Genomic DNA, 25728 nt, shown 5'->3' with positions numbered 1-25728 from the left:
TTGCAGGTCTCACGGATTCAGAGAAGGAACAGCCATACGTTGTGTATCGCTGTTCCTTTTTTGTTCTTGGTTACTTGGGAAAAGATAGAACCATAAAGACAACATTAAGAGGACTGGTTTTGAGCATTTTGTTTTCCGAAGCCCGCATTGGCAACATGACCCTAAAGAACCGTTTTGTGCGCAGCGCAACGTGGGAGAACATGGCGACCGAAGATGGCCACATGACGGATAAGCTTTACGATATTTACGAAGAGTTGGCGAAAGGTGAAGTGGGTCTAATTGTTACCGGTTATGCCAATATCGTGGAAGAAGAGAAACCCAACGCTGGGATGATGGGGATCTACAACGACTCTTTTATTGAAGAATACAAAAAGCTAACAGAGCTAGTACATCAACACGATTCTAAAATCGTAATGCAAATTGCTTACGGTGGAACCAAAACCACCTACAACGTAGGTGAGCGTGTCATCTTCGCTCCGAGTGACGTGCCTGAGCGTGGCACGAATACGCAAGGCAAAGCGATGACAAAAGACGAAATTGACTACATCGTAAAGGCATTCGCATTGGCGAGTAAACGTGCTCAAGACACTGGTTTTGACGGCGTAGAGATACATGCGGCACATACTTACTTAATTAACCAGTTTTTAAGCCCGTACTATAATCGTCGCGAAGACGAATACGGTGGTAGCTTAGAAAATCGCATGCGTTTCCTTTTAGAAATTTTTTCTGAAACCAGAAAGCTGGTTGGGAATACTTTCCCAATCCTTGTGAAGCTTACCGCGACAGAATTCTTTGACGGCGGTTTAACGTTCGATGAAACTCGCGTCGTTTGTAAGAAACTCGAAGAAGTGGGTGTTGATGCGATCATCGTGTCTGGCAATATTCACGGCAAAGCAAACGAGCTTGTTGGTGAAACGTTCGATGGTTACACACTACAAGAAGAAGGCTATTTTCACGAATATGGGCACGTGATCAGTCAGGACGTTGACATACCGGTGATTACTGTCGGCGGATTGAGTGGCATTGATGCGATTGAGAAAATTGCAGAAAACACAGATATCCAATTTTTCGCTGTGTCACGTCCTTTATTGGCTGAGCCTCAGTTAATAAAGCGCTGGAAAGAGGGTAACCGAGCGCCAGTGGATTGCGAGCGTTGCTCAAAATGCCGAACCAAACGTGGTAACTTTTGCGTGGTGTATAAGAACCGAAATCGTCGTAAATAACCCATCTTAAGTGGCGGTATGTCACTGATAAATAGCGCAATAGCCTTCTAAAACACTAAGAAGGCTATTCAATTTAATTCAATATCACTGCCTCTAACGGCTATTCACTATTCGCAGTCCGAAATATTTTTATAATCCTATTTAATTGATAAATAAAGGTAATATAATTAATTATTAAAAATGTTAATTATAAGACAAAGTTTCATATCTGAAACTAAATTGCATTCTAAACTTACAATGAACTTATTAATAATTAGGTGCGAGTGTCACACAGGGTAAAGAATACAGAAGGTGTTTTGAGGTGCGGTATCATTGCGATAACTATCTGATTTTTATAACTGTGTTTCAGCTTTATCGAACCCAAGAGAGTAAGGGAATTTGTGACCCTACGGTATCGTTACTGTGGGGCCTTGTTTATTTTCTGAAAATAGCTACTCAAACGTCACGTTTAATTGTGAGGGACTTGTATTAGCTTGTCGTTGCATTGTGCTTTGCAAGCCTCATGTAAAACGTGAGAGGCAACTAATATGAATAGTCTAGAAAATGCAACCATTGAACACTTTAAAAATCAATTTCAGGGTGATGTTGTTTTGCCCGGAGATCCTACGTACGACGAAGTTCGTCAAATCTGGAATGGCATGATAGATCGCAGTCCCGGTGTTATCGCTCGCTGCCAGTCTGCCGATGATGTCGTGATGGCGGTTAACTTTGCTCGGGATAACAATCAGCTACTTTCGGTCCGAGGTGGTGGGCATAATATTGCGGGCAATGCGGTTTGCGATCATGGTGTGATGATCGACTTGTCGCTTTTGAATCATGTTCAAGTGGATGAAAGCGAAAGAAGGGCTTTCGTTGAACCTGGCTGTACGTTGGCAGATGTCGATGAGGCCACACAAAAATATGGATTAGCAACGCCTGTCGGCATTAATTCAACCACGGGAATTGCGGGGTTAACGCTTGGTGGTGGTTTTGGTTGGTTGAGCCGAAAATATGGTATGACGATAGACAACTTGGTCTCTGCAAATGTCGTAACTGCAGATGGTCGTCAACTGCTCGCGAATGAGACAGAAAATGCCGATTTGTTCTGGGCGTTACGTGGGGGCGGCGGTAACTTTGGTATCGTTACGCGTTTTGAATTCCAGCTACATCCTGTCGGTCCAGAGGTGTTAAGTGGTCTCATTGTCTTTCCATTTGAGCAAGCGAAATCCATTATCACCCAGTTTGCGAAATTCACTGAGTCGGCCCCTGATGATCTAAGTGTCTGGATGGTGAGTCGGAAAGCGCCGCCACTCCCTTTCTTACCTGAAAGCGTTCACGGAAAAGAAGTGGTTGTACTCGCGATATGTTATGCGGGTGACCCGGCTGAAGGTGAGAAGTTAATTGCACCGTTGAGAGAGTTTGGTGATGCACATGGTGAGCATGTTGGTGTACAGCCATTTGTGGCGTGGCAGCAAGCGTTTGATCCATTGCTTACTCCGGGCGCACGTAACTATTGGAAATCGCACAATTTTAACTCGCTAAGCGAAGGTGTGATTGATGCAGCGATAGAATACGCAGGTAAGTTACCATCGCCTCAGTGTGAGATTTTTATCGCCTCTCTTGCCTGCGCTGCCTCTAGACCTGAGCCTGAGTCTATGGCTTATTCTAGCCGTGATGCAAACTATGTATTAAATGTGCATGGAAGATGGGATTTAGCAGAAGATGATGAAGCTTGCATCAGCTGGGCAAGGGAATTTTTTGCCAAGACTAAGCCCTATGCAAGTGGCGGAGCGTATATCAATTTCCTTACACAAGACGAAGCTGAACGTACAGAGTCGGCCTACGGTCCAACCTTTGCGCGTTTACAAGCAGTGAAGAAGAAGTTTGATCCAAATAACTTGTTCAGAATGAATCAGAATATCAAGCCAGAATAAGTGCAATAAGAGCGTCGTCATTTCATATGACCGGATCTGTCACTTAATATCAAATAACAGTGGCTCTAAAATCTAATGGAGCCACTGTTAGCTAAAACCTTCGAACTACGTTTCTTCATCTTGATAGTTTAGATAACGTACACACAAATCATGAAACGCTTTTGCTTGAGGCGAGATCGTGCGGTCGGTCAACGTAAAGATACCAATTTGCCTTTCAAGCGGTGGATCGATAAGTGGGATCCAAACCAAGCGTGTTTCATTGGTTGGGAAAGCAAGCTTCGGTAGGGTCGTGACACCAATCCCAAGTTCTAAGACAGAAAACAGCGAAGTGATATTCTCGACCGAATAGAGCGCTTGCTCACTCAGTGCTCTGGCTGGGGTTGGATCGAGAAGCGTACAGGTGCCGTTACGAATAAAAGGTTGTTCGAGCAAAGTTTGCCACTCGATTCCCTCTGTTTTATTGGCAATCGGGTTATCTTTTAAACACACCACGCCAATGGGGTCGGACAACAGCGGTGTAAAGTCAATGCCGCCCTCATCAAGGTGAGAGGGGTTACCGAGCGCCAAGTCGACTTCACCGGAGAGTAAGCGAGCCTCGACGCCCGCCGCGTTGTCATCGATCAAGCTTACTTCTACATTTGGATACTGCTCGCAAAAGGCACCCAACACGCTCGGGATGAGTTTCGCTGCAACAGAAGGAACGCTCGCAATTCGCACTCTCCCTTGCTGTCCGGCCGCGGCAGCTTTGAGATCGTTGTCCAGCGCACTGTAGATATTGAGAAACTGAACCACCTTGGGCAAACAAATTTCACCAAAAGGCGTTAATTTGGTTTTGTTGCCGGGTTCAAACAGAGTTTGCCCTAGCATTTTCTCAAGCTCTTTTATCGATGTGGAGAGTGCAGCCTGAGATCGATTTGCACGATGTGAAGCGGCTCGAAACCCACCTTCCTCGACTACCATCACAAAATGCATTAATTGTTGAAGCTTAATACTCATCCCTAATGCCTCTTAATCCCTTTATTTACGTTATTCTCAATGAGGTGATAAGTTTTATTTATCAAATGTAAAAAATTTACCGTTAGATTTATCGCCTGTCAATGTGCATCATTTAACCATATTGAAACAAAGCTGTTACAAAGGTTGAAAGGCACGTGAATACTCCTACTAAAAAACACCCAGTTAAAACCAGTCTATTTGCTTCTAAAGCGCCGCTTGAATGGGCGATTGTTAACAATGGAACTCTGTATACGGCTCAAATTCCTATTGATGACACAGGTGCGGTTGTGGAAGGCGGCATCGAAGCACAAACACGTCAAACCTTTAACAATCTCATTCACACCCTGGAGTGTGCAGGGGAGTCTTTGGACTCTGTATTGCAGGTCCTGATTTACGTGACCGACAGAGAATACTTAAAAACCGTTAACCAAGTGTACGCGGAATATTTTGAAGCGCCGTACCCAAATCGCGCCGCCATGGTGGTTGCAGGGTTAGCACGAGAAGAAATGTTGGTGGAGTTTGTCGTCTACGCGTCGGCAAGCCAACCAGAATAAATCCAACAAGAATAATTGAGATCAGTGAGTGGGTGGCTTGCCATCACAAATCGGAAGAACAAGGAAAGAACCATGACTTTTATTAACAATGTTCAAGCAGAAAAATCCCTCTATATAGCAGGTGAATGGCAATCGGGCATGGACACCATCGCCAATATTAACCCTTCTGATATCAGCGAAAACATTGGCGATTTCGCACAAGCGAGTGTGTCGCAAGTAGAGCAAGCGATTCAAGCGGCTAAATCAGCGCAGCCAGAGTGGGAAAAAACACCAATCGAGCGCAAACAAGCAGTGTTGCAAGCGATTGGTGATGAGCTCATTGCACGATGTGACGAATTGGGCACTTTGCTGTCGCGTGAAGAAGGTAAGCCATTTGCTGAAGGTCGAGGTGAGATTTACCGTGCTGGCCAATTCTTCCAATACTTTGCTGCTGAGGTACTGCGTCAAATTGGCGATAACGCTGCTTCCGTCCGTCCAGGTGTCTCCGTTGAAGTTACTCGCGAAGCCGTCGGCGTTATCGCCATTATCTCTCCTTGGAACTTCCCAACAGCAACAGCGGCTTGGAAAATCGCGCCAGCACTTGCGTTTGGCAACAGCGTCGTCTGGAAGCCTGCCAACCTAACCCCAGCAAGTGCCGTCGCGCTGACTGAGATTATCCATCGCCAAGGTTTACCTGCTGGCACGTTTAACCTCGTTTTGGGTAGCGGTTCGCAAGTAGGTAATACCCTTATCAATTCGAAAGATGTGAACGGCGTGAGCTTCACTGGGTCTGTGGACACTGGCCGTAAAGTTGCAGCGGCTACGGCACCAAACTTTGTGCGTTGTCAGCTAGAGATGGGCAGCAAAAACGCGCTCGTAGTGGCAGATGATGCAGACATTCAAATTGCCGTTGAAGCCACAATCGCAGGCTCATTCTCGGGTGCAGGTCAAAAATGTACCGCGTCTTCTCGTCTTGTGGTTATGGACGGAATTCACGACGCGTATGTTGAAGCGCTAATCAAACGCATGAGCGAATTAAAAGTGGGTCACGCACTAGAAGAGGGCGTATTTATGGGCCCTGTTGTTGATGGTAACCAGCTGAATGCGAACTTTGAGTGGATTGAAAACGCACGCCAAGCAGGCGCGGAGCTGGCTTTCGGTGGTGAGCGTCTGAGCCTAGAGCATGACGGTTACTACATGTCACCAACCCTGTTCTTGAACACACAAAACAACTGGGAAGTGAATCAAGAAGAAGTCTTTGCACCAATGGCAAGCGTGATTCGCGTGTCTGATCTGGATGAGGCGATTGCAGTCGCGAACGATACGCGCTTTGGCCTGACAGGCGGCATTATTACGCAAAGCCTGCGCAATAGCGCGATCTTCAAACAGCAAGTCCAAACGGGCTGCGTCATGGTTAACTTGCCAACTGCGGGTACAGATTATCACGTCCCATTTGGTGGCCGTAAAGAATCTAGCTTTGGTCCTCGTGAGCAAGGTCAGTACGCCAAAGAGTTCTACACCGTGGTGAAAACCGCTTATCAGCGCCCTTACTAAGAACAGCAGGGTAGCTGATGGTGTCAGCTACCCGCACTGAAAGGCTAAGAAATTGTTTAAGGAGTGGTTATGTACCAACAACGGATTGTGATTGACGGATTGCAGTACTGCAATTGGGATCGAGAGTACTTCCAAACACTCAAGGCGAGTGGCATTACCGCCGTTCATGCCACCATCGTCTACCACGAAACTGCGCGCGAAACCTTAACGCGTTTTGCTGAATGGAACTTGCGCTTCGAGCAAAATGCGGACCTCATCATGCCTATTTATTCAATGGCAGATGTAGAAAAAGCCAAAGCAGAAGGCAAAGTCGGCATCTTCTTCGGCGCGCAGAATTGCTCACCGATTGATGATGAAATTGGTCTGATTGAAGTGATGCGCCGCCAAGGTCTGCTGATCATGCAACTGACCTACAACAACCAAAGCTTACTGGCGACAGGTTGTTACGAACAAAACGATTCCGGCGTAACTCGCTTTGGTAAACAAGCGATTGAAGAGATGAACCGAGTCGGGATGATCATTGATATGTCCCACAGCGCAGAGCGTTCAACGTTGGAAGCTATCGAGCTCTCTTCGCGTCCAATTTGTATCAGCCATGCTAACCCGACATTTGCGCATGACGCACTGCGCAACAAGTCCAACACCGTGATCAAAGCATTGACGGAGCGCGGCGGTTTGATCGGATTCAGTTTATATCCGTTCCATTTACCAAATGGCAGCCAGTGCACGCTGGATGATTTCTGCCAGATGGTTGCGAAAACCGCAGACATGTTTGGCGTTGACCATTTAGGTATCGGTAGCGATCTGTGCCTAAACCAGCCGCAACAAGTGTTGGAGTGGATGCGCAACGGTCGTTGGTCAAAAGCGATGGATTACGGCGAAGGTTCAGCAAGTAACTCGGGATGGCCAGATGCGCTGCCATGGTTCTGCGGCAGTGCAGGGATGGAGAACATCTACAACGGATTAATGCGTCACGGATTCAGTGAATCTGAGGCAGGAAAAGTATTGGGTGAAAACTGGTTCAACTTCCTCAAAGAAGGATTAGAGCCTATTTCATAGTACTCCCAAAATTAGGAACCGCCTGCCTACATAACAACAATACGGCAGGCGTAAAACTCACATTTGTAGCCAGTCTTTGGCAGCTGCAAAGAACCTCTGGAGCCAGAGTATGTCTGATTTAACCAATAGCATGAAAGCTTCCACGATGAGCGTGTCATCGGGCAAGTCAAAAGCAACACACAACACATCAACAACAGAAAACACGACGGACAAATTAGGACTGAATAACCCGGCCTTTTGGTATAGCGGTGGTTTTATCGCGTTGTTCGTTGCTATTGCACTTTATGACGGCGAGTTGTTATCTACGATCGTTAACGCCGGCTTTGGCTGGGCAGTTCAGGTGTTTGGTCCTTACTGGCAGTTACTGCTGCTTCTCACTTTTCTTATTGGTCTTGGTTTAGCTGCAGGGCGAACAGGCAAGGTGATGTTGGGCGGGATTGCAAAACCAGAAATGGATTCTTTCCGCTGGATGGCGATTATTTTCTGTACCTTATTGGCTGGTGGTGGTGTTTTCTGGGCCGCGGCTGAGCCTATCGCGCATTATGTTAGCCCACCTCCTCTATACGGCGCGCAAGATAACCCGCAGCAAGGTGCGGTGAATGCGTTGTCGCAATCCTTTATGCACTGGGGCTTTCTAGCTTGGGCGATTGTAGGTAGCTTAACTTCCATCGTGGTGATGCACCTACATTACGACAAAGGTTTACCACTAAAACCCCGTATTTTGCTTTACCCAGTCTTGGGCGAACGAGCACTTAAAGGCCAACTCGGTGCATTGATTGACGCGTGCTGCATTATCGCGGTAGCCGCGGGCACCATCGGGCCAATTGGGTTTCTAGGCTTGCAGGTTAGCTACGCGTTAAATGCGCTTTTTGATATTCCTGATGGCTTTACGACTCAGCTTATCATCATTTTGTTTGCGATTGCGCTTTACACCTTGTCAGCACTCAGTGGATTAAGCCGAGGCATGCAACTGCTTAGTCGTTACAACGTGATTCTGGCAATGGCATTGATGGTTTACATCCTGTTTTTTGGCCCTACGAATTTTATCTTTAACGGATACATTCAAGGTGTAGGGAGCATGCTGGATAACTTTATCCCAATGGCGACCTATCGCGGTGACGAAGGTTGGCTAAGCTGGTGGACAGTATTTTTCTGGGGCTGGTTCCTTGGTTATGGTCCGATGATGGCAATCTTTATTGCGCGTATTTCTCGTGGTCGCACTATTCGCCAAGTTATTTCCACCATCAGCATTGTTGCTCCGCTCACCACCTGTTTTTGGTTCACGATTGTAGGCGGCTCTGGCCTTGCGTTTGAAATTGCTGAACCGGGTAGTGTGAGTGCGGCGTTTGAAGGCTTTAACTTGCCAGGTGCTTTGCTTGCGGTGACTCAGCAACTACCAATGCCAATGCTGACTTCAATTCTATTTCTGATTTTAACCACGATCTTCATCGTCACGACGGGCGACTCAATGACCTACACAATCAGTGTCGTGATCAGTGGTGAAACGGAGCCGAATGCGATCATCCGTACCTTCTGGGGCGTAATGATGGGTGTCACGGCACTGATCCTGATTTCGCTTGGCTCTGGCGGTATATCCGCTCTGCAATCTTTCATTGTGATTACCGCGGTTCCGGTTTCGCTGATTCTGTTGCCGTCACTTTGGAATGCACCGCAAATCGCAATCAAAATGGCGAAAGAGCAAGGGCTATAACAATTATCTAATTCAAACAACGTGGAGCTTGTGCGGGTGTTTTCCTCCTACATCCGCACAAACCCTAGTATTCTTACAATAACAAATAGGTGGTGAGCAAAATGGATGCACATCGTTCTACTTATACGGAAGCAACTATGCGCGACGCAGCGATTGTCATGGCAGCCGAAAGGCTTGGCGCAATGCACCAAAACCGAATCAGCTTTGTTCGTAGTCTGATTCGTAATATGGCAAGCCAAAACTGGCAAGTAACCAAGCATGAGTGGCAACTTTGTCCGCGTGGTTATGGTCACGTTATTTACAAGTTGACCACGCCAGAGCACGTTTATCATTTGGTGGTGTTCTGTGATGAAATTGCTGATGACGAGCGTAATGACCGCGTCATTGCTGAAAAGTGGGACGTCACATTCGCACTGGTTCAAGGCGATGTTGATGTTACTTTGTTGGAAAGATTGCGAGCAAATGTACCGCTGCAAGAAGCGGGACGCAATCCGAATAACGTGCTTGTTCTGGCTCGCGCAAACAAAAGCGTGCGTGTGTTTGAACATATTGTTAGCGCCCTTTCTCAAGGCAAGCAGCCCGAGCCAAAAGAGCTGGCGGAAGTGGGTTATATCCTGCGTACCACAGCTGTTTATGGGAACGGCAAGTTTGGCATCGCCGATTTCAAACTGCTAGAGAACAACTCAGATTTCAGCCTGTCTTTTAGTGCGCAAATGTGCGCAGTATATATGTTGCGTGAATTCAGCTTGGATTGGGTGCACTACCTAGCACTTCAGCAAGGTCACGACAACGCGGTGGCATTGCACCGTGGCTTGCAGCGCTACCTTGGTGTCGGAAATGCTACTGGTTTAGGCATGGCTCCATACTTGATTAATCACCCGTGCATCGTTGACCAATGGATGACCTCTCGCGAGCGTGCAGTAGCGCGAGTCTTTGCGATGCCGTGTGAAGCCTCACTCCATGCTCCTTTGCAAGGATTGCTGCAAAAAGCACAGCGTCATCTAGAGCAAGTCATAACCATCAATGAAAATCAAGACAGGCTCAATCATCAAGCGACAGCAGACATCAAACAACTGCTATCGGAGCTACCAACATTAATGGCATCACATCCGAACTGGGCGAGTTTGGTCGAGCAAAAGAAAACAATGAGAGTGGAAGCCCAAGAGATCCTCACCTCTTGCTTGATTGAACTCTACCCATCTTTAGTGGATGAATTTGCTAGCCAAATGAATACGGATGAAACGTTATCTATTCCGGGCGGGAAAAAGATCCAAGATTTACTGGAAGTGTTGCAAAGCAAATACCGCTGGGCGATTGATACGGATTACTCACTAGCCGAGAACAACTACTGGTTCTGGTATCGCTCACAAGACAAAGAAGAGCCAAGGCTTGGTGTTCGTGGCGAGGAAGCAGGAGAAGAAAAAGAGCTGCCGCTTGATATCGGCAGACAAGTGAATCGCTTGTACCACGCTTTGCTTGGTTGTGATGAAGAAATGTCCGTAGCAGAGTTTCTGTTGCAAAATCCGACTTACCGTTCGATCACACGTCGCGTATGGACGTTAGGCAACCGAGCAATGGGTGATATTCAAATGAACGTGCTACGCCAAGATGCACTGCCAATGCACTTATTGCGCTGTAAGTTGGCTATCTTTGGTGCGACTAAATTTGATCCACGCTCGGATCGTTGGGTTCGAGTAACTTTCTTCCAGGGCGCGCCGCTGTTAGATGAAATTCACGATCCTAAACTGGCAGACACATGGATTTTCCCAAGCATGCCGGAACGTGACGAAATTGCGCAAAGTGACAATCAAAAAATCAACGGAGGATTTGCATTATGATCGTCTCTCACAACGAATTGGTGGCCGCCGTTAATAAGGCATTTCTTGGCATGCGCCGTCACTGTGGTGAGGCGGATGTCATTGCGAACATGGTGGCGGACTTGCAAATGGTTGGCTTGCACGGGGTGCGTCACTTTAATAACGCCAGCCTGTTTCTTGGGTTAGATTCGGACTGCGCCGTATCGGTGACCAACAGCACGTCAGCGAGTATCGAGATGGATTTGCACAATGGCAGTGTGGCGTGCCACTTACCCGCCGTGTTGGATTTCGCACTTGAGAAAATGATTAACAGAAAGTCGATTACTATCACGTTGAAGCGGTGCCACAACCGTTGGCTAGGTTTTAGTGAGTTGTTGAAGCTCTCTGCAAAAGGCATTGCGTGCCGTGCACAATGGGTCAATGGCTCTAGTCCCAAGCGAACGCTTTATGTGTTAAACCGTGGACGAATCGCGCCAGAAGTCTTTTTCTCGGATCAGTTTAATGGGCATGATACGGATTTGCATAGTATGGTTATCGAACTCTCTGTGAACGATTTCGATATCGAGAAAAGCGCACAAGGATACACCATTCACATTGAAGGCGATGAGTTAAGCAACACGCAACAAGCCTCTTGGCAAAATGGTATTTTTGTCGAAGACCAAGAGTGGGAAACACTGAAACAAACCGCAACCGCGTTGCTAGTGGAGAACAGTGAGCGTTCCATGCAGGGCGCTGGTGGTGTGGTTTAAGCTCTGAAGGGACAGCGATTCCAAGTTTCAAGTGATGAAGGCTGCGGTTTAGCGGCCTTTTTTGTGCGCGATGTTCGGTCACTTCTTAGGTTCTAAGGCTATGATTATCGTTAAATACTAAGTAGAGCGGCATAGGGAAGAAAATGGACCTGCAAGAGAACAAAAGAAATGCCATTGCGTTTTACGAAACCGCCTATCGAGGTAACCCAAGAAAGGCGGTTGAAGACTACGTTGGCGATGAGTACATCCAGCACAATCCATTAGTTGGAAATGGCCCCGAGGCTTTTATCGAGTATTTTGAGCGGATGCAAAACGAGTATCCCAATAAAGACATTACGTTTGTGCGAGCCATTGCTGAGGGGAATTTGGTGGCACTACACACTCACCAAACATGGCCTAATGATATTGAATACGTGACGATGGATTTCTTTCGTTTTGATCATAATGGGAAAATAGTCGAACATTGGGACGCTCTGCAAGAGATTCCTAAAGAAACATTGAATGGTCACACCATGTATTAACGAATCGTTGATTAGCCTCCAATACTATTTATTCAAACGGTATGGGAGGCTAAAATATTTGGTACGAGTTAGACGTCAATCACTAGAGCGCTTTTTCGATCTTCATCGCTACGTCTTCAGATACCCAACCTTTCCATAAGTCAGGGTAGGTATTAAAGAAGTAAAACATCGCTTCTTCACCATCTGCGTAGTTATCTTCCATCCAGGCCAGCATTTCACTCATTTGCTCGTTGGTAAATCCGCGTTTCTGCAAGTACGCGAATGCTTGGGGTTCTTTGTTCGCAAATGCCTCAGTTGTTACTGTGCGAACTGGAGAAGGTGGGTACATTGTTACTTTGGGAGAAGTACAATCAGGCTGGGTGGTACAGTTGCGATACTCTTCCAAATCTGTTCCGCTACCAAAATCCACTTTGACCATATCATACTTGCCCAATACGGGTGTTGGTGACCAGTAGTAACCAAACCAAGGCATTTTGCGATCATAGGCTTTGGCGATGGTGCCAGCTAATGCTGCGCCAGAGCCTGGGTCAACCATCTCAAAGCCGTGCTCACTTAACCCTAATGCATTAAACAAGTGACCGGAGGTGATTTGGCATGTCCAACCAGCAGGGCAGCTATAAAAGGCGAACTTGTCATCATCCTCAGGGTGTTCAAACAACTTGGCGTGTTTAATGACGCCTTCTATCGTCGCGAGCTCTGGATACTGTTTTACCAGATAGGCGGGAACCCAAAAGCCTTCTTCACCGCCATTGACAAGCGACGCACCAGCGATGCGCAAGCGTTTATCAGCAATGCCTTTATCAAGCGCTTCTTTAATGCCGTTTGTCCATAACTCTGGCGCAACGTCAGGTTGTCCCTTTTCAATCATAGAGGTGCCCGTAGGAACGCTATCACCAGGGATCAATTCCGCATCGCACTGGTAGCCTTCATTTAAGACAAATTGGTCGATGTGCGCCATTAAGCTGGCCGAATTCCAATTCATATCCGCGATGGTTATTTTTCCACATTCATCCGCATTTGCATGAGTTGATAATGCTGATAGCAGCAGAACAGGGAGCATTGAAGGTGTCGTCTTCATGTGACTGAATTTCCTTGTCGTTGTCATTTACTTCAGTATATACATCGGTTTATAAAGATTCAGTGAACAAGGTTTTTTCAGTGACGTTAAGCATAAAAACGGCTATTTATGAAGCGTTTAGTGAGAGTGGTTGAAAGGGAGTTAATACAGCAAGAACACCCCTTCGTAGCCGCCGATCTCAATGTGAGAAACATAGTCGCCGATGTTACCGTCTTGATCTACAGGTCGCATAGGCTCTGGAAGTGCGATAGTTATCTTCGGTGAGGAGAAATAATCGATATTCTTGCCAAAGAAATCAGTCCGATACAGCACTCGGCCTTTGGTGAATTCGCGGGCTAACACCATCTCCGTAGGGCCATGCATCACTACCGTATCGTCTGAGCGATACGCAAAGTACGTATGGGTTGGTAACAAATCGATAGCGCCATTAGACAAGTCAGGATGAGCCACTTTGCTCATAGAAGCATCTCCAATCATCGTGTAATCGGCGGAATAGGGCGTGCTGGTGGACATCATTAGCGGAGTCGCCTGATACCCATCTGGGATTTGATTGGCAGGCGTACCTAAATCGATGGCAAGCAAGGTGCTAGGTTGATAAGCAATATTCTTTGGTACGCCTGCCTTCCAGAAGTTGTTAACGGTGGTGTTATTGCTTCCATATACGTAACCATTATTCCACTGACTAAAGTAACTGCGCTCAGGGTGATAGTTTAAGTAGAACACCGCTAGTGCAGAATATTGGTCCTGCTTCCAACTGTTTTCTGTGTTACCAAAGTATTGGACGCGACCATAACGCGTTGTTGCTTGATAAATCACGTTCTGGCCAACTTTGGCGAGAGCAGAGTTATCCCAAAACTTAGCCAAGCCAGCATAGCCACTAAAGCCAGTGGAAGGGAAAAGGTAGTGCTCGCGCAAATACAAGGAGCCAGCATCAACCAAGTGGTTTTGGCCGTTACGACCGAATAAGTTGGCCGTGCCTATGTTGAGGCCAATTAACGCATCCGCATCCAGCGTCGCCAATTTGTTTAAGAACGCCGAGAATTGCGCTTTGTATGCATCATCAGCGGCTTGGCTTCCCGCCACCAAACCAAGCTCATCCACCGTACCACCAGAATAAACGTAGAACTGATTTTCTCCGAGTAACTTATTCGTATCATCGTTGTACGCACCGTTTAAACCTTGTTTCGCCCATTCAGCTTGATAATAGTGGCGCATTGTATTGGCAAAATCGGGATTGCCGAGATTAGTCAATGCCCAAGAAGAGGTTTGATTCCACATGCGACCAAATGGAATAACGCGTGACTCCCAACGAAATCGTGCCGTTGCATTCTTATTTGAGCGGCTCTTGAACTCTTGCCAAGAAAGATAATTATCTTGGTTTCGATCAGCTGATTCGTCAAAACCTCGAATTTGTCGCCAGCGCTGAATGGTTTGACCTTCAGGTGTCTCCGTTGGTGCTCCTGAGACATTGACGACAGGGAAGCTATCTTTGAGTTGAATGTTTTCGAGGTGTGGGCGGTTTTCTATGTTGTCTTCATGCCAAGTAATTTTCGCAACGTAAAGGCGGCCGCCGTCGCGTAAAAAAGTGGACCCAAAATACTGACCGCCACCATAGGTTTGTCCGCTACCATCGTGTGTCGTAGCGCGAACCCAATCCGAAGGAACAGACCAGTTTACCGTTTGGTTTTTAGTCATGTTCTAAGTCTTGTCTTTTTTAATTGAGAAGTTTTTCCATTCTGTTACCAGACCGAATGAATCGATGGCAGAAGGGTATTCAATTATGAAGTTGCCACCTTGAGCAAACTGGGAAAACGTAAGGGTTAAGCGGTCGAACTTCTCTGAGTGATAAACATAGAGGGCACCACCATTATTCGCCTGACCGAATACATCAGCATCCCATGGCGGTGGTTGATATAGCCAAAAACCGGCGTGGTCAGCACTAGCCGTATAACCAACAATCATCGGTTTTCGATTGAGCAGAGTATTCTCGCCATGGCTTGAGTCAACCTCTGCGATGATAGTGTCTTCAGAAAAGTGGAGAAAGAAATCTTCGTAGTCAACTCCATTCAGTTCTGCTTGGTTACGTATATCGTTTTCCAGCCAACCTGAGTTAAGTTCCAGCTTTTGGTTGTACATGTAACCAAGCGCTTTTACACGCTCGTTATCACTCTTATTTTCGTAAGCTCCAAACACGATATCGGCATTATCCAACTCCCATTCAAGTGCAGCGGCAGCAGAGATAGGCTTATCTTGAAGATCAATACCCTGTTCATGCAACCCAGGTAACACGATTGCTGTTCTACTCCAAACGTTGGGTACAGAAAGCAAGCTCAAAGAAATGAGTGTAACGAGAGAAAAACAATGCGACTTCAACATGGAGTTATCCCATTAATACTTAGATGACTCAAATTAAGAGTCAGATACAAAAAGAAATTATAGTCCATTCGCGAAGTCGTAATCAGGACCCTGCCATAGAGGACTTTACAGGAAAACTAACAGGGGATGCTGTGCAAAAATGAGCGGCTGTACTTGGAATAGATCATCCTCATAGACTCAAAACTTCCTCTACACGTCAGCACAAAAATAACCACCATTTTAACCTTGTTTCGGTCGTCACCATGTTGTTGGATTTTTCTTCAACAAATTCAGTTAAAACTAACTCTTCAAACCAGTCAGATACTCTGTCTTGGTGGTTGCAGATCATACAAAAAATTAACAAATTAAATTTTTATACATTTTTATTGCATAAAAAGTCCAGTTTAGTAATATAAATACCAAGTGACAATTAATGCGGTATGTCAGCATGACTATTCAGGTAAGCGGAATCAATAAATCCTACGGTGAGACACAAGTGCTTCACGATGTCAGCTTTAAGTGTGAAAGCGGGGAAACACTGGTGTTACTTGGTCCAAGTGGCGCAGGTAAGAGCTCTCTACTGCGTGTTCTTAACCTTCTTGAAGGGGCGGATAACGGCAAGCTAAACATCGCAAATGATGTTTTTGATTTCTCTACTGAAATCAAAGAGAAACAAGGTTTAGCACTTCGTCGTAAAGTAGGCATGGTGTTCCAGCAGTACAACTTATGGCCGCATATGACAGTAATGGAGAACCTGATTGAGGCTCCGGTAAAAGTATCTGGCATGGATAAAGAAGAAGCGAAGAACCAAGCAATGCAAATTCTCGCAACACTGCATTTGGCAGACAAAGCGGATGCATGGCCGATGCAGCTTTCTGGTGGTCAGCAACAACGTGTGGCGATTGCTCGTGCATTGATGATGAAACCGGAAGTCTTGCTTTTTGATGAACCGACCGCAGCGCTTGATCCGGAAATTACTAACCAAGTCGTTAAGATTATTAAAGATTTAAGCGAAACTGGCATCACCCAAGTCGTAGTAACGCATGAGGTCGATTTTGCTAAGAAAATCGCTAGCCACGTACTGTATCTAGAAAAAGGACACATCGTCGAGCACGGCACAAATGATTCGTTTTCTAACCCGCAAACCGCCCAGTTTGCTGACTACCTAAATCACTAAATTACGTTTTTAAAGTTCAGTCTATTTAACAGATAAGCTCGGCTGTCATTGCGAGTGTCAGCCCACTAAGTACACACGGAGTATTGCAATGAAAAAGATTCTACTAGCTTCACTAATCGGCCTTTCTTCTGCAACTATGGCAGCAAACGCAGCAGCACAAGAAGAGATCAAATTCGCGATGGAAGCGACGTACGCACCATTCGAATACATGGATGAAAACAACCAAATCCAAGGTTTTGATGTGGATCTGGCGAACGCTCTATGTAAAGAAATCGAAGCAAAATGTACCTTCCATAACCAATCTTTTGACAGCCTGATCCCTGCATTAAAATTCAAACGTTACGATGCGGCGATCTCTGCAATGGATATTACTGAGGCGCGTTTGGAGCAAGTGAATTTCACGAATGCATACTATGAAAACTCAGCAGCGTTTGTTTCTATCAAAGAAAAAGTTGCTGATCAAAAAGCACTAGAAGGTAAGCGCGTTGGTGTTCAAAACGGTTCAACACACCAAAGTTACCTGATTGAGCAAATGCCGGGCGTAACAGCGGTTCCTTACTCTAGCTACCAAGACGCATTCATCGATATGAAGAACGGTCGTATTGATTCTGTATTCGGCGATACAGCTGTCGTAGCTGAATGGTTCAAGAAAGAAGACAATCTAGCATACGTGGGCGAGCACGTAACCAACCCTAAATATTTCGGTAACGGTTTCGGTATCGCAGTAAACAAAGGTAACGATGAGCTAGTGAACAAGCTGAACACGGCACTGAAAACAGTGAAAGCGAACGGCGAATACGACGTAATCTACAACAAGTACTTCGGTAAGTAATATGGCACTAACGGGTTACTCTTTATCGCTTGTTCAAGCTAGTTGGATGACTGTCCAGCTTGCCTTCACAAGCCTTTTAGTCGGTTTGATTCTGGCAGTGGTATTCGCCAGTGGTGAAATGTCTCGCCGCGTTTTCGTTAAATGGCCAATGACGGCATTTGTGACGATTGTGCGTGGCTTGCCAGAAATCCTTGTCGTGTTGTTCATCTATTTTGGTTCGACGCAGGTTCTGTTTTTAATCACCGGCAACTTTATTGAAGTTAGCCCGTTCTTGTCTGGGGTGGTGGCGTTGTCATTGATCTTCGCTTCTTATGCTTCTCAAACTCTACGTGGCGCGTTAAAAGCCGTTGGAAGAGGGCAGAGAGAAGCAGCAAGTGCACTCGGCATCAGTCAGGCACATGCTTTTGTTCGCATTGTTTTGCCACAAGCAGTAAGACACGCGCTACCAGGTTTAACTAACCAATGGTTGGTTCTGTTGAAAGATACCGCGCTTGTATCACTGATTGGCGTAACGGATTTGTTGAAGCAAGCGCAGCTAACGTCGGCAGCAACTCATGAAGCCTTTACATGGTACGCAACCGCTGCGGCGATTTATTTAGGCATTACTTTGATTACGCAACGTGCCGTCAAACTGATTGATAAGAAGTTCTCAATTCAAGGCATGAGCATGGGACAGGAGGCAACCGCATGAACGAACAACACGTTTGGCAAATGCTGAATGGCTTGGGCACTAGCCTTCAATTAACCGCCGCTTCCTTGGTTGTCGGCTGCCTCTTAGCTTTGATGATGACGCTGACTCTGATCCTACGTACTCCGGGTTTGCATTGGGTAAGCCGTGGCATCATCACCTTGTTTACTGGTACGCCTTTGTTGGTACAGATCTTCTTGGTTTACTACGGTCCGGGTCAGTTTGATGCAGTTAGAGAAAGTGTTTTTTGGACATGGTTCAGCCAACCTTGGTTCTGTGCGATGTTAGCGTTAGCGCTTAATACCGCGGCGTACAGCACTCAGCTGTTTAAAGGGGCGTTTAACGCGATTCCTTCTGGTCAATGGCAAGCGTGTCGTACTCTGGGGATGAACAAAACCGCAACGCTAAAAGTGCTGCTGCCATACGCCATTCGTCGTGCCGTTCCTGCTTACTCAAACGAAGTGATTTTGGTCTTCAAAGGGACGTCACTAGCAAGCACGATTACGATCATGGATCTGATGGGTTACGCGCAGCGCATTAACGCACAAACTTACGATACGTTGACGGTATTTGGTATTGCGGGCGCATTTTATTTAACGGTAAATGGTGTGCTCACTCTTATTTTTCGTCAGGTAGAGAAGAAAGCACTAGCCTTTGAAGCCGTTTAATTATTAGTAGCTAATTTGTAAATGCCTCTGTTCAAGCGTTGCCCTGAACAGAGGCATATTTGTTTTAGTGTGCTGCTATGCTGGAAAAATCATCAAGAATCACCAAACTTAAGTAAGGTAAACAATCACTGGTGATGATATGGAACGTCGACACTTCTTAGCTTTATGGTCGCTAATATTTGTGCCTTCGCTAAAATCCGCTAGCCCAATGAAGCCGACACCGCCTCAAACGGAAGGGCCATTTTATCCCGTGGTTCCAGTGCCACTTCGTCAAAATTTGATTTTGCAGTCGAAAGGTCTTATTGGTGAGCCCATTTTTCTTCAGGGTAAGGTAATGGATACAGCAGGAAACCCATTGTCTGGAATGAAAATAGAAATATGGCAATGTGATGGACAAGGCATCTATGAACACCCGAATCAACCTAACAATAATAAGTTTGATCCTCACTTTGCAGGCTTTGGTGCAGTTTTAACTGACGAAGATGGGAATTACCTTTTTCAAACGTTATTTCCGGTTCCATATAGCTCTCGACCTCCCCACATCCACGTCAAACTATGGCGTGGAGAGAAAGAGCTGTTAACGACTCAGCTTTATTTGAAAGGGCGAACTGGTAACGAGTGGTGGGGCGGAAAAGCCCGTAATTATTTGCAGTTTGAGCCTGTCAACATTGATGGTCGAGTCGTCGGTGAGTTCAATTTTGTGCTCGCTTAGTGTGATTAAGCATTATTTTGAAAACTCACATCGTAGATTACCAAAGTAATTAGCAAACAGAAGCTTCTAATAGATTAGTCTTGTCCGGCTCTGACTCTTAGTTTGTAGAAATCACTGTACCCAGATTTACGGAGTTGAACACCGCTTACACCTTTCGCTCTGGTGATTTTTTCTTGCCCCCAGAACAATGGTAAGATTGTTGTATCAGCTCTGAGCTCCGAGAGTATTCCCTCCAAACGTTTTTCAGGCGTGGGATCTGAGACTGCATCGTGTACGTGATTAACATGCTGTTCAAATTCATCAGAGTGAAGAGCAAATCGAATACCTGTACCTGTTAATAGCCACTCATAAATTCCATAGGTTAAAGGTGGCTCAATGACATCTTCGACAAAGAGCAAGTCGGCTTGTTCTTTTACAAGTTGAGGATTACTAGCGTCAGTTAGCTCCACAAATTCTACATGCAACCCAGTTTGACGGATTAAATCTACGATCCATTGGTTCGCTTTACTTAAATAATCAATCGTCCACTTTGGATGGGTTATGACCAACGTTCCCTCAAGCTGAGGAATATTCTCATTGTGAGAGCTGTCATCGAGAATTTGCATCGTTTCCAAGCTATTCGCTTTGGCAAATTCAAATCTACGACTCTCGATAAAAGAAAATAGGCGCTGCCAAGTTTGCTCGCTTAGTGAGCACTCGGCGCGACGATTACGTGCTAGAAAAGAAAATGCCTGAATCATATAACATTCGGTATCGTCAGTTTCCTGATTATAACTGATGTATTGAGCCAGCTCAGTCCCTTGATGAGAGAGCGTGATTTGCTCCAATAATGCCTTTTTTGCGAAATAGTTATGATGTTTCTTCAGTACTATTTTGTCGGTATCCCAATGCCTAAGTACAAATGGGCCAGTACCTATTGTGATACTGCGACCTTTAAAGCTCTTCTGACGTCGAGTAGTGATAGACGCATTTGCGGTTGCTAAGCAGTAAATGAATAAGTTATTAGGCTGCTTTAAGTCAATACGTATAGCTTGTTTGGCATTATCGAAGCTGATACGAGTGACTTGCTGAAGTAATTTTTGGACGGGGCCATCTGTTGTAACGAGCTTATTTAAAGAGTGTACGACATCTTCTGCTTGTAATGTTAGCCCATCGTGACAGTAGATATCAGGGCGGAGCCAAATATATATACAACTGCCTTCATTTTTGTACTCACAAGCGAGGTGATTTTTTAATTGACCGTAGTGATCAACGGTAAATAGGGTGTCATACAAGCTGCGTATTACCTGCAGTTCTGAAAAGCGATAAGTCAGTGAAGGGGTTAGCTCATCTACCCAAGGATACTGGCTGACGATGAGTGTATTTGAATCTTTGTTTTCTTCTGAAACTTCTGCGAGTGCTTGGCTAAGTGCGCTTACAGCAGTGCTACGGTAATGCTCAAGTAACCTCGAGATGACGTCAAAGCTACCATTGTTGATTTCATTACGAATCGTAAAGTAGAGGGCTTGATGTATTGTTACCGTCACTTTTAGTGTGCTGGCTTTCCCACGGCCACGACCTGGCTCCCAATGGATCCAATTGTAGCTGTCAAGTATTCTCAGTATATTAGATATGTTGCGTCTAGAAGTTGAAAAAACCAGTTCTAAATCGTCGAGGTTTACCTGATACGTTTGAGAGTGTTTGTAATGTTTTAATAACTGGCTCAATCTACGAAGACATGTTTCTGTCATGTTTTATTATGTTTCCTCAATAGATGATTGATTTATTAAAGCTATATAATAAATTGATTTCATATTGTGGTGAAGAAAGGTGATTGCTTAAACCCCTCAGTGTTATTGATTGGCTTATCTTCTTCCCATTTAAAAGTATTGGTGGTTTTCATTTTGACTCTAATATATTACTACTAATATAGAGTAAAGGCTCACTTTTTAATTTTTGCCATAATATTAGTGAGTTATGATTAATGTTAGTGTTTGTTTTATTAGTTGTGTCTAATTAGTTAGGCGTAATGACATGAAAATACCCCCACTCATCTATGCAAATAAGCAGGGGTATAAGTTTATTTTACTTCTGGGAAGGTAGTGAATATCGTCCACTCATCTTTAACCATTCCTTGCTGGCCGACAACAGTGGCAGTAACGCGGCGGTTTAATGCGTGGCTGACACGATCCATACCCGGCTCTGCTAACTGTGTGTCGCCAAAAGCAATAATGGCGAGGCGGTCACCCGGGATTCCCTTTTCTATCAATAGATTGCGTACATTCTCTGCACGATGGCGAGATAGGTTTAAATTATAGTCTGCGCGTCCTACCTTACTTGCGTATCCTTGTATCTCTATAGAAGTGGTTGGATACTTTTTAAGAAATGCAGCCAACTCATCTATCTTGTTTTTAAAAATTTGGTTAATAAGAGCAGAGTCATTATCAAACAAAATCTTAAGTTGGTATTGCTCTTCTTTATGCAAATAGGTTTCACAACCATCATTGTCCACTTCTGCCCCTATTGGAGTGCCTGCGCAAAGATCACGAGCGTTTATCACACCATCTTTGTCCAAGTCGTTTAGGTCAGCAATCTGATTCGCCTTTGGTATAGGAATGTACGTCAGCTCATCTTGTGCGTATGCACTATGATGACTCATTATGATTAAAGCCAGAGTGATTAGAAGGTTCTTTTTCATTGTATTTAGTACTCCACCGATTGAGTCCACGCTTCCGGTATGTCGACGCGCAATGCGTCTAAAAGCTGCCCGGTTGAAGTCAGGGTCCGATATTGTGCGTATTGCTGTGCAAATTGTGTTTCTAAGTAGTTTTTGCGTGATTCAAACAACTCGTTTTCAGTGTTCAGCAGATCAAGTAAGGTGCGCTTTCCAATACGATATTGTTTTTGGTATGCAATAACGGTGTTTGACATGGAATCAACGTGTTGTATTAAAAAAGACTTTTGTTGTTTAGTCAGTTCAAGAGCGCTCCACGAAAGGCGGAGCTCTTGCTCCACACTTCGGTATGCTCGTTCTCTGAGGTCTTTCGCTTTATTGAGTTGATAGGCCATACTGTCACTGTTTGCAGAGTCTCGGCCACCGTTGTAAAGGTTGTATCGGACACGAAGCATTGCTTGTGTTTCAGAGTTGAGACCATTTACTCCTCCTACATCATCGTTCCAGCTTTGTTTCGCTTCAAATGAGATGACTGGGAAATAGTTTGCATCCGCTTGTTTATATTGGAACCTTGCAGAATCGACATCTGCGAGTGCTATTTTTATGACAGGATGATTGTCAAAAGCCTGCGATTGGGCCTCGCCTAGAGAATTGGGGATAAAGTTCTGGTCTGCGTGCGGAAAAATAAGGTTAGTTGGTGCCTCACCAACTAAGCGAAAGAATGCTGTTTGAGCGTCTTTATGGTTATTTTGTGCAGCTAAAACATTACTTTGAGCTTTTGCTAAACGAGCTTTAACCTGGTTAAGGTCGGCAACTGAGCCAATTCCTGACTCTGTACGCTTTTTAATATCAGTATAAATTCGCTTATGTGTGTTTAGGTTGCTAGTGGAAAGCGCAGTCAGCTTTTGTGTTTTTACTACATCCAAATAAGCTTTGATGACTTCTAACGCAACATTTTGGGCATCTGCAAGCAACTGATAACGCACAGACTCTGCATCTGCAGAGGTACGATCAATGTCATATAGGGTTTTTGAACCATCCCAGATCAACTGGGTAAGAGTAATTGCCATATCTTTGCGGGTCATCTCGGTATCACTCTTACCAGTAGAGTCGGAAGGGTGAATGCTCTCGTAACCGATACCCGCGTCAATATCGAGACTAGGTTTATATGCGCCACGTGATTTATCGATAATATAACGACTACTCATATACTCGTTAAACGCACTTTTGATATCAGGGTTCGTTGCAAATGTTGTCGCTATTGCTTGTTCTAAAGTTTGTGCGCTAGAAACCAGTGGTATTAGCAAACCAAAACACGCGATACTAATATTACTTAGCTTCACTAAAATCTCCCCAAATAATTTAACGCCAGTTATTTTTCAAAAATAAATATTAAAGATTACTAATATTACCCAAGGCAAACGTTTTCTTTTGCTTGCTTTTTTGGAATGTAAGCTGCTATTTCAATGAAAATTTAATGGCAAGTTTAAAGAATATTAAAAATAGGTCGCATAACATATGTTTTTACGGTGCAAAATAAAACAAATTTAAAACATGAAAATTATTGATAGGATAATTGCGTGTTTTAGATGGGTTAATTGATGCTAGCTTACGCTCAATTGTGTATATCGCTTCTTGAAAATAAGTCTTATTACTTTCTTAGTTTTATGGACTTTGAGATTTTTGTATTTACTAAATGAGGTATAAGCTCTTGGTTGGACCATCAAAATTAACCGCACAAACCTATGTTGTAATCGGCCTAGATGGTCAAATTAAAGCTTTTGCGTCTAAAGAAAACTTGTTACCGGGAGAAGTGGTCGTTGAATTGGTAGAGGGGAAGATCCAACCTCAGCATGTATATATTGCTGACACAGGAGGTGAAGCTCAAACTGATTCTACCGACAAGTTAGCGAAAATATTAGAGGCCATCGAAAAAGGACAAGACCCGAGTGAACTAGGTGATGAATATGCTACTGAAGCTGGTGAAGTTACGGGTTCAAGTTTGACAGCCTCTGGTACTGTTGAACGAACGGGGGCAGAAGTACTAGCAAGTACTTTTTTTGAAACCGCCGGCGTGACGACAGAGCAAAGTACAACGCTATTCAATATTTCTCGATTCACAACCTCAGAGCTTGGTGAAACTGAAGCGGTGATTGATGGTGAAGATAGAGGTGCCGTTCAAGAAGACGTGACGCTTGGAACTTCTGGCAACCTCAGTGTTACTGATCCAAATACAGGTGAAGCGTTATTCCAATCACAGAGTGAGGTTCAAGATAGTTATTGGGGCGTCTTCTCAATTGATGCTTTCGGTAACTGGAATTATCAGCTGAATAATGAGCACGAAGAAGTGCAGGCTTTGGATCATGACAGTGACCCAGTCATCAGAAGTATTACCGTTTTATCTGTAGATGGCACTGAGCATGAAGTTGTGATCTCTATTACGGGCACTGAAGATGCGCCAGTCGTGACGGGCACGTTCACGGGCAAGGTGACTGAAGGCAATCTCGGTGATGTTGCGACCGCAACAGGCACCATTGCTATTACTGATGTCGATAATGGTGACGATCCGATTTTTGCAAACACCAACGTTACGGGCACCTACGGTGAGTTGGTATTGGTGGATGGTCAGTGGACGTATACGCTGGACCAAAGCCAGGTTCAACAGCTGGACGAGGGTGATCAGGTAAAAGACACCATCACTCTCACGGCAACCGATGGCACCCAACAAAACATCGTGATTGATATTACGGGCACCGAAGACGCGCCTATTGTTGACGGTACGTTCACCGGCAAGGTGACTGAAGGTAATCTCGGTGATGTTGCGACCGCAACAGGCACCATTGCTATTACTGATGTCGATAATGGCGATGAGCCAGTGTTTAGCAACACTACCGTTACGGGCACCTATGGTGAGCTAGCATTGGTGGACGGGCAGTGGACGTATACGCTGGACCAAAGCCAGGTTCAACAGCTAGACGAGGGTGATCAGGTACAAGACACCATCACCCTCACGGCGACCGATGGCACACAACAAAACATCGTCATTGATATTACGGGCACCGAAGACACGCCAGTCGTGACGGGTACGTTCACCGGCAAGGTGACCGAAGGCAATCTCGGTGATGTTGCGACCGCAACAGGCACCATTGCTATTACTGATGTTGATAATGGCGACGATCCGATTTTTGCAAACACCACCGTTACGGGCACCTATGGTGAGCTAGCATTGGTGGACGGGCAGTGGACGTATACGCTGGACCAAAGCCAGGTTCAACAGCTGGACGAGGGTGACCAGGTGCAAGACACCATCACTCTCACGGCAACCGATGGCACCCAACAGAACATCGTGATTGATATTACGGGCACCGAAGACACGCCAGTCGTGACGGGTACGTTCACCGGCAAGGTGAGCGAAGGCAATCTCGGTGATGTCGCGACCGCAACAGGTACCATTACTATTTCTGATGTTGATAATGGCGATGAGCCAGA

20 protein-coding genes and 1 pseudogene are annotated in these 25728 nt (G+C 45.3%); 15 read left to right on the top strand and 6 right to left on the bottom strand.

Annotation, left to right across the window (positions count from 1 at the left end; translation table 11 throughout):
* The first annotated feature begins 119 nt into the window (after window positions 1–119).
* Together NB463_RS19020 and NB463_RS19015 are read left to right on the top strand one after the other, a co-directional pair.
* Window positions 120–1223 (top strand): NADH:flavin oxidoreductase, encoded by a 1104-nt coding sequence (locus NB463_RS19020; RefSeq protein WP_170891830.1) that lies wholly within the window; start codon window positions 120–122, stop codon window positions 1221–1223.
* A gap of 527 nt (window positions 1224–1750) precedes the next feature.
* A complete protein-coding gene (locus NB463_RS19015) occupies window positions 1751–3136 on the top strand; it encodes an FAD-binding oxidoreductase (protein ID WP_170891828.1) in 1386 nt (461 codons plus the stop codon).
* A 105-nt stretch (window positions 3137–3241) separates the two neighbouring features.
* Here NB463_RS19015 and NB463_RS19010 read toward each other — a convergent pair whose 3' ends face one another.
* Entirely contained in the window at window positions 3242–4132 is an 891-nt protein-coding gene (locus tag NB463_RS19010) for a LysR family transcriptional regulator (RefSeq protein WP_005390962.1), read from the bottom strand.
* Window positions 4133–4287: 155 nt separating this feature from the next.
* On the opposite strand from NB463_RS19010, the gene NB463_RS19005 reads away from it, so the two are divergent.
* The 7 genes from NB463_RS19005 to NB463_RS18975 all read left to right on the top strand — a co-directional run bounded on the left by NB463_RS19005 (window position 4288) and on the right by NB463_RS18975 (window position 12076).
* Window positions 4288–4686, top strand: coding sequence for a RidA family protein (locus NB463_RS19005; protein ID WP_005375789.1), 399 nt, complete (start codon window positions 4288–4290; stop codon window positions 4684–4686).
* Window positions 4687–4758: 72 nt separating this feature from the next.
* A complete protein-coding gene (locus tag NB463_RS19000; RefSeq protein ID WP_012842493.1) occupies window positions 4759–6219 on the top strand; it encodes an aldehyde dehydrogenase family protein in 1461 nt (486 codons plus the stop codon).
* Between the two features lie 69 nt (window positions 6220–6288).
* A complete protein-coding gene (locus NB463_RS18995) occupies window positions 6289–7278 on the top strand; it encodes a membrane dipeptidase (protein ID WP_170891825.1) in 990 nt (329 codons plus the stop codon).
* A gap of 109 nt (window positions 7279–7387) precedes the next feature.
* The gene (locus tag NB463_RS18990) at window positions 7388–8989 is read left to right on the top strand and encodes a BCCT family transporter (RefSeq protein ID WP_005390956.1); all 1602 of its coding nucleotides are present in this window, start codon (window positions 7388–7390) and stop codon (window positions 8987–8989) included.
* Between the two features lie 101 nt (window positions 8990–9090).
* Entirely contained in the window at window positions 9091–10827 is a 1737-nt protein-coding gene (locus tag NB463_RS18985; RefSeq protein WP_170891823.1) for a hypothetical protein, read from the top strand.
* On the top strand, window positions 10824–11555 hold the full coding sequence (locus tag NB463_RS18980; protein WP_170891821.1) for a DUF3726 domain-containing protein: 732 nt from the start codon (window positions 10824–10826) through the stop codon (window positions 11553–11555). The genes NB463_RS18985 and NB463_RS18980 overlap by 4 nt, the downstream gene beginning before the upstream one ends.
* A gap of 143 nt (window positions 11556–11698) precedes the next feature.
* Window positions 11699–12076: a nuclear transport factor 2 family protein gene (locus NB463_RS18975; RefSeq protein WP_005390944.1), complete on the top strand. Its 378-nt coding sequence runs from the start codon at window positions 11699–11701 to the stop codon at window positions 12074–12076.
* An 82-nt stretch (window positions 12077–12158) separates the two neighbouring features.
* Here the strand turns inward: NB463_RS18975 and NB463_RS18970 are convergent, their stop codons facing one another.
* Both NB463_RS18970 and NB463_RS18965 read right to left on the bottom strand, forming a co-directional pair.
* Complete coding sequence (locus NB463_RS18970; protein ID WP_170891819.1) at window positions 12159–13154, bottom strand: ABC transporter substrate-binding protein; 996 nt, start codon at window positions 13152–13154, stop codon at window positions 12159–12161.
* Between the two features lie 141 nt (window positions 13155–13295).
* Window positions 13296–15530, bottom strand: a pseudogene (locus NB463_RS18965) (hypothetical protein).
* 427 nt (window positions 15531–15957) lie between these two features.
* On the opposite strand from NB463_RS18965, the gene artP reads away from it, so the two are divergent.
* The 5 genes from artP (at window position 15958) to NB463_RS18940 (ending at window position 19586) form a co-directional block, all read left to right on the top strand.
* Window positions 15958–16686 carry an arginine ABC transporter ATP-binding protein ArtP gene (gene artP, locus NB463_RS18960; protein WP_104970792.1) on the top strand — a complete coding sequence of 243 codons (729 nt, stop codon included), beginning with the start codon at window positions 15958–15960 and terminating at the stop codon, window positions 16684–16686.
* A gap of 88 nt (window positions 16687–16774) precedes the next feature.
* A complete protein-coding gene (locus NB463_RS18955) occupies window positions 16775–17518 on the top strand; it encodes an arginine ABC transporter substrate-binding protein (protein WP_170891816.1) in 744 nt (247 codons plus the stop codon).
* Window position 17519: 1 nt separating this feature from the next.
* Window positions 17520–18209: an arginine ABC transporter permease ArtQ gene (gene artQ / locus NB463_RS18950; protein ID WP_170891814.1), complete on the top strand. Its 690-nt coding sequence runs from the start codon at window positions 17520–17522 to the stop codon at window positions 18207–18209.
* Window positions 18206–18874 (top strand): arginine ABC transporter permease ArtM, encoded by a 669-nt coding sequence (gene artM, locus NB463_RS18945; RefSeq protein WP_170891812.1) that lies wholly within the window; start codon window positions 18206–18208, stop codon window positions 18872–18874. The genes artQ and artM overlap by 4 nt, the downstream gene beginning before the upstream one ends.
* 139 nt (window positions 18875–19013) lie before the next feature.
* Complete coding sequence (locus tag NB463_RS18940; RefSeq protein WP_124008021.1) at window positions 19014–19586, top strand: protocatechuate 3,4-dioxygenase; 573 nt, start codon at window positions 19014–19016, stop codon at window positions 19584–19586.
* Between the two features lie 74 nt (window positions 19587–19660).
* Here NB463_RS18940 and NB463_RS18935 read toward each other — a convergent pair whose 3' ends face one another.
* From NB463_RS18935 to NB463_RS18925, 3 genes are all read right to left on the bottom strand, one after another.
* A complete protein-coding gene (locus NB463_RS18935; protein ID WP_170891811.1) occupies window positions 19661–21316 on the bottom strand; it encodes an ABC transporter substrate-binding protein in 1656 nt (551 codons plus the stop codon).
* A 329-nt stretch (window positions 21317–21645) separates the two neighbouring features.
* Window positions 21646–22263 (bottom strand): OmpA family protein, encoded by a 618-nt coding sequence (locus NB463_RS18930; RefSeq protein WP_171058412.1) that lies wholly within the window; start codon window positions 22261–22263, stop codon window positions 21646–21648.
* A 5-nt stretch (window positions 22264–22268) separates the two neighbouring features.
* Window positions 22269–23582 (bottom strand): TolC family outer membrane protein, encoded by a 1314-nt coding sequence (locus tag NB463_RS18925; protein ID WP_258430818.1) that lies wholly within the window; start codon window positions 23580–23582, stop codon window positions 22269–22271.
* Window positions 23583–23950: 368 nt separating this feature from the next.
* On the opposite strand from NB463_RS18925, the gene NB463_RS18920 reads away from it, so the two are divergent.
* A partial coding sequence (locus NB463_RS18920) for a VCBS domain-containing protein (RefSeq protein WP_258516029.1) occupies window positions 23951–25728 on the top strand: 1778 nt, incomplete at its 3' end.

Source organism: Vibrio sp. RM-41-2B (assembly GCF_024744415.1).
Taxonomy (GTDB): Bacteria; Pseudomonadota; Gammaproteobacteria; order Enterobacterales; family Vibrionaceae; genus Vibrio; species Vibrio diabolicus.
This window is presented reverse-complemented; position numbering and strand designations above follow the sequence as displayed.

Coding starts and splice junctions, on each gene's coding strand:
- NB463_RS19015 (WP_170891828.1), top strand. CDS start 1,751: ATGAATAGTCTAGAAAATGCAACCATTGAACACTTTAAAAATCAATTT.
- NB463_RS19010 (WP_005390962.1), bottom strand. CDS start 4,132: ATGAGTATTAAGCTTCAACAATTAATGCATTTTGTGATGGTAGTCGAG.
- NB463_RS19000 (WP_012842493.1), top strand. CDS start 4,759: ATGACTTTTATTAACAATGTTCAAGCAGAAAAATCCCTCTATATAGCA.
- NB463_RS18995 (WP_170891825.1), top strand. CDS start 6,289: ATGTACCAACAACGGATTGTGATTGACGGATTGCAGTACTGCAATTGG.
- NB463_RS18990 (WP_005390956.1), top strand. CDS start 7,388: ATGTCTGATTTAACCAATAGCATGAAAGCTTCCACGATGAGCGTGTCA.
- NB463_RS18985 (WP_170891823.1), top strand. CDS start 9,091: ATGGATGCACATCGTTCTACTTATACGGAAGCAACTATGCGCGACGCA.
- NB463_RS18980 (WP_170891821.1), top strand. CDS start 10,824: ATGATCGTCTCTCACAACGAATTGGTGGCCGCCGTTAATAAGGCATTT.
- NB463_RS18975 (WP_005390944.1), top strand. CDS start 11,699: ATGGACCTGCAAGAGAACAAAAGAAATGCCATTGCGTTTTACGAAACC.
- NB463_RS18970 (WP_170891819.1), bottom strand. CDS start 13,154: ATGAAGACGACACCTTCAATGCTCCCTGTTCTGCTGCTATCAGCATTA.
- artP (WP_104970792.1), top strand. CDS start 15,958: ATGACTATTCAGGTAAGCGGAATCAATAAATCCTACGGTGAGACACAA.
- NB463_RS18955 (WP_170891816.1), top strand. CDS start 16,775: ATGAAAAAGATTCTACTAGCTTCACTAATCGGCCTTTCTTCTGCAACT.
- artQ (WP_170891814.1), top strand. CDS start 17,520: ATGGCACTAACGGGTTACTCTTTATCGCTTGTTCAAGCTAGTTGGATG.
- artM (WP_170891812.1), top strand. CDS start 18,206: ATGAACGAACAACACGTTTGGCAAATGCTGAATGGCTTGGGCACTAGC.
- NB463_RS18940 (WP_124008021.1), top strand. CDS start 19,014: ATGGAACGTCGACACTTCTTAGCTTTATGGTCGCTAATATTTGTGCCT.
- NB463_RS18935 (WP_170891811.1), bottom strand. CDS start 21,316: ATGACAGAAACATGTCTTCGTAGATTGAGCCAGTTATTAAAACATTAC.
- NB463_RS18930 (WP_171058412.1), bottom strand. CDS start 22,263: ATGAAAAAGAACCTTCTAATCACTCTGGCTTTAATCATAATGAGTCAT.